Below are 3,575 nucleotides of genomic sequence, written 5' to 3' on the forward strand. Positions count from 1 at the left end.
TATTATAATTTTTAAGACCCGCTAACGAATATCAAGCACCTATCCCATTTTCATACAACACCAGCTATTAAATCTAATACCCTCTTTCATTTTTAATACGATTCTTAAACTTTTTAATACTTATGCTATGCCTTTTATTCAGTTGGTATCAATATTAATAACTGAAACTCAATTAATCAGTCATTCTTAAATAGCTGGTAACAGCTAAACATAATAATAATTTCTACATAAGTTTGGGAATGGCTATGAAAAATAATAACTATCTAAATAAACGATTGCTCTGCGCAATAATTTCCTCAAGCCTTTTAACAGCACCATTGGCTTACGCTGAAGTATCTCATCACCCCGATCCACAACCGACGCCACCGCCCCTCCCCAGTAATTCACTGAAAGGCGTTGCGCCACCTGAAGTACCTGGCATAGAGCGTTATGTCAAAGATAAAAAAGCAGCCATCAAATTAGGTAAGGCACTATTTTGGGATATGCAAGCTGGTAGTGAGGGACAGAGTTGTGGTTCATGCCACTTCAGTGCTGGTGCGGATAATCGAGTGAAAAACCAAATAAGCCCAAGCGTATTACACGAACGCGATGGCATGGCACGTAAATACAATATGCCAAGTTTCCCTTATATGGGGTCTGGCAAAGACGGCGGCCCTAACTACACACTTACCTCTGATGACTTCCCTCTTTATAGGTTGGCCGATGAAAAAAATCGTAATTCTGAAATCTTATACGAAACCGATGATGTCGTATCATCACAAGGGGTAACACCGACAGAGTTTGTTTCTCTCGGATTTTTTGGTCACGATGAAAAGTGTGAAAATGTTGAAGATGTATTCCATGTAAACGGTATGAATACCCGTCGGGTTGAGCCACGTAATACACCTACTGTTATTAATGCCGTTTTTAACTTCCGTAATTTATGGGATGGACGTGCCAATAACATCTTTAACGGTGTAGACCCATTTGGGCGACGAAATACTGAAGCAAAAGTACTTCGCTTCGACTTAAAATATGGTCGCTTAGAGCACGAAACCGTTAACCTCAAAAACTCCAGCCTTGCGTCTCAGGCCGTCGGACCAGCAGTCGACGAATTTGAGATGGCTTGTGGCGGAAAAACATTCCAACATATTGGGCGTAAGTTACTAAACACGACCCCACTAGCGCTACAACAAGTCGCTCCTAAAGACAGTGAGCTGGGTTGGTTATCAGCCTATCCAGCAAAAGGCTTAAACACCAATTATCGTACTTTGATTATGGAAGCGTTTAATCGCGAATATTGGATGAGTCCGACGGGTAAAAATGGCTTTAGCCAGATTGAGAATAATTTCTCTTTATTCTGGGGACTCGCTATTCAGCTTTATCAAAGTACGCTCATTTCTGATGATAGCCGCTTTGACCGCTTTTTAGATGGCGATACACAGGCACTGTCTATTGCTGAAACACGAGGTGCTGGTGTCTTCTTTGGCCAAGGCCTTTGTGTACGATGTCATGGTGGCTTAGTGTTTACCGCAGCCGCTCAAGAGATCATTCCTGATAACTTCCGTGGGGAGCTTGTCGACAGAATGATCATGAGTGACAACAATAAAGCCCTGTACGACACGGGATTTTACAACATTGGCGTTCGTCCAACCGAAGAAGATCTCGGTCTTGGCCGTACCGATCCTCATGGTTATCCACTGTCGTTTACTCGTCAGTTACAACAGGGGCTTGATGGCGATCATGTACCCGATGAGTTCGATATCGACAGCGATCGATTTGGTGTAGATGCCGGGGTTCCAGCAGGTAAAGATGAAACAAACGCAATTGATGGCGCCTTTAAAGTGCCGGGACTACGTAATGTCGAATTAACAGGCCCGTACATGCACAACGGCAGTATGTCTACATTGACGCAAGTTGTAGAGTTCTATAACCGTGGCGGTAACAGCCGTGATTTACCTGATGGTTCGAATACGACTGCGTTTGGTGATATTGACTCTAACCTCGACCGCGATATCAGACCACTAGGACTAAATGAGCAGCAAATATCCGACCTTGTTGCTTTCCTTAAAGCCTTAACCGATGAACGTGTTCGCTGGGAGCAAGCCCCATTTGATCACCCTCAACTGTATGTACCCAACGGCCATATTGGTGATGAGCACTCGGTCTCTGTTAACCATGAAGGACGAGCAGAAACAGACTGGCTTGAGATCCCTGCCGTTGGTGCAGATGGACGAGCGGCTAAAGGTTTACCAGCGTTAGAACCTTTCCTCACAGCCAGCACCACAGATCCTGTGCCCAATGGCCCTAAAGCCATAGATGACAGTGTGAAAGGCCCTTTTTATAAGGCTATCACGATAAACGTACTCGATAATGACGTATCAGACCTACCGCTAGATATTGGCTCCGTCGAAATAATTGATAAGCCAAAATCAATGACAGGTAAAGTGATCAATCACCTTGATGGTACTGTGAGCTATAAAGCGAACCAGAACAAAAATGTGACCATCACTTACCGTGTGAAAGACACAGCGGGTAATGTGTCTAACATTGCGACTATTCAGGTTAAAACTCACTGGTAGTTGGCATACACATACCTCACTTTGACGTAACTTAAACGATGAGGCGATATTAGGAGCCATTAAAAGCGATTGAGCCGCTGATAGATATCATCAGCGGCTTACTTGTTTTCATCAACACTGGGATTTTTAGACGACACTAAGCGAACTGCAGTAATTAAAATTCGATGCCCTTTCGCGCTTTCAACCCTATTTGCAAACCATGTTTGACACAATCGACACGCGACACTGTATCTGCGTATTCGCGCAACTTACGATGAGCAGCCCTACCCGTTAAAATAACAGACTGATTAGCAGGACGCGCTTCAAAAGCGGCGATCATCTCATCGACATCAAGGTGTTTACGCGCCACCATATAAGTGACTTCATCGAGTAACAGAACATCTATATCTGGGTCATTCAAAAATGTTAACGTTTGTAGCCACACTTCTCGTGCTCGAACACGTTCCCGTTCAGCACAATAACCCTCTTTAAATGAGCACCCTGTATTCATAGTGACGACAGGTACACCCAATTGCTGCAAAAGGTTACGCTCACCACTTTCAGCGTCACCTTTCAAATACTGAACAACCGCACAGCCTTGGCTATGACCCAAGGCTCTGAAGATCATACCAAAACCTGAACTGGTTTTTCCTTTACCATTACCTGTGAGTACTAGCACCCGACGCTTATCATCAACAGCAAGATCAGATTTTTCATGAACTTTCATCTTTATCGCTTTATGCCGTGCTGTTTGTTGCCCTAACTTATTTTTTTCTTCAATTGTAAGCATAACTCGCCTTTGGTTCTATTTTAAATCAATATAGCAACTTGCGTCTGAATGGAGCAAGTGATTTTAACTACCTACTCTAATCACCTGAATATAAAAGATAAATTTCAAGATACTCATTAAGTATTACGTGCCTATTAATGCTCCAACTAAAACCATTTATTCATGCCCCATCAGCCATTCATAAACTGTTAACACAAGGCATTAAGCTTACATATCGTTAAATCATCCATTTATAAAGTTAATGT

At 42.9% G+C, this 3,575-nt stretch carries 2 protein-coding genes; one reads left to right on the forward strand and one right to left on the reverse strand.

Annotated features, from left to right (window positions below; all coding sequences use genetic code 11):
• Positions 1-245: 245 nt before the first annotated feature.
• Positions 246-2,561, forward strand: coding sequence for a cytochrome-c peroxidase (locus ASV53_RS23235; RefSeq protein WP_094958882.1), 2,316 nt, complete (start codon positions 246-248; stop codon positions 2,559-2,561).
• A 154-nt stretch (positions 2,562-2,715) separates the two neighbouring features.
• On the opposite strand, the gene ASV53_RS23240 is transcribed toward ASV53_RS23235, so the two are convergent.
• A complete protein-coding gene (locus ASV53_RS23240) occupies positions 2,716-3,330 on the reverse strand; it encodes a cob(I)yrinic acid a,c-diamide adenosyltransferase (RefSeq protein ID WP_094958883.1) in 615 nt (204 codons plus the stop codon).
• Positions 3,331-3,575 lie beyond the last annotated feature (245 nt).

The sequence above is a fragment of the Photobacterium sanguinicancri genome, assembly GCF_002265265.1.
Classification (GTDB): Bacteria; Pseudomonadota; Gammaproteobacteria; order Enterobacterales; family Vibrionaceae; genus Photobacterium; species Photobacterium sanguinicancri.

Excerpts from the sequence above, each read along its gene's own strand:
- ASV53_RS23240 (WP_094958883.1), bottom strand. The coding sequence starts at position 3,330 with ATGCTTACAATTGAAGAAAAAAATAAGTTAGGGCAACAAACAGCACGG.
- ASV53_RS23235 (WP_094958882.1), top strand. The coding sequence starts at position 246 with ATGAAAAATAATAACTATCTAAATAAACGATTGCTCTGCGCAATAATT.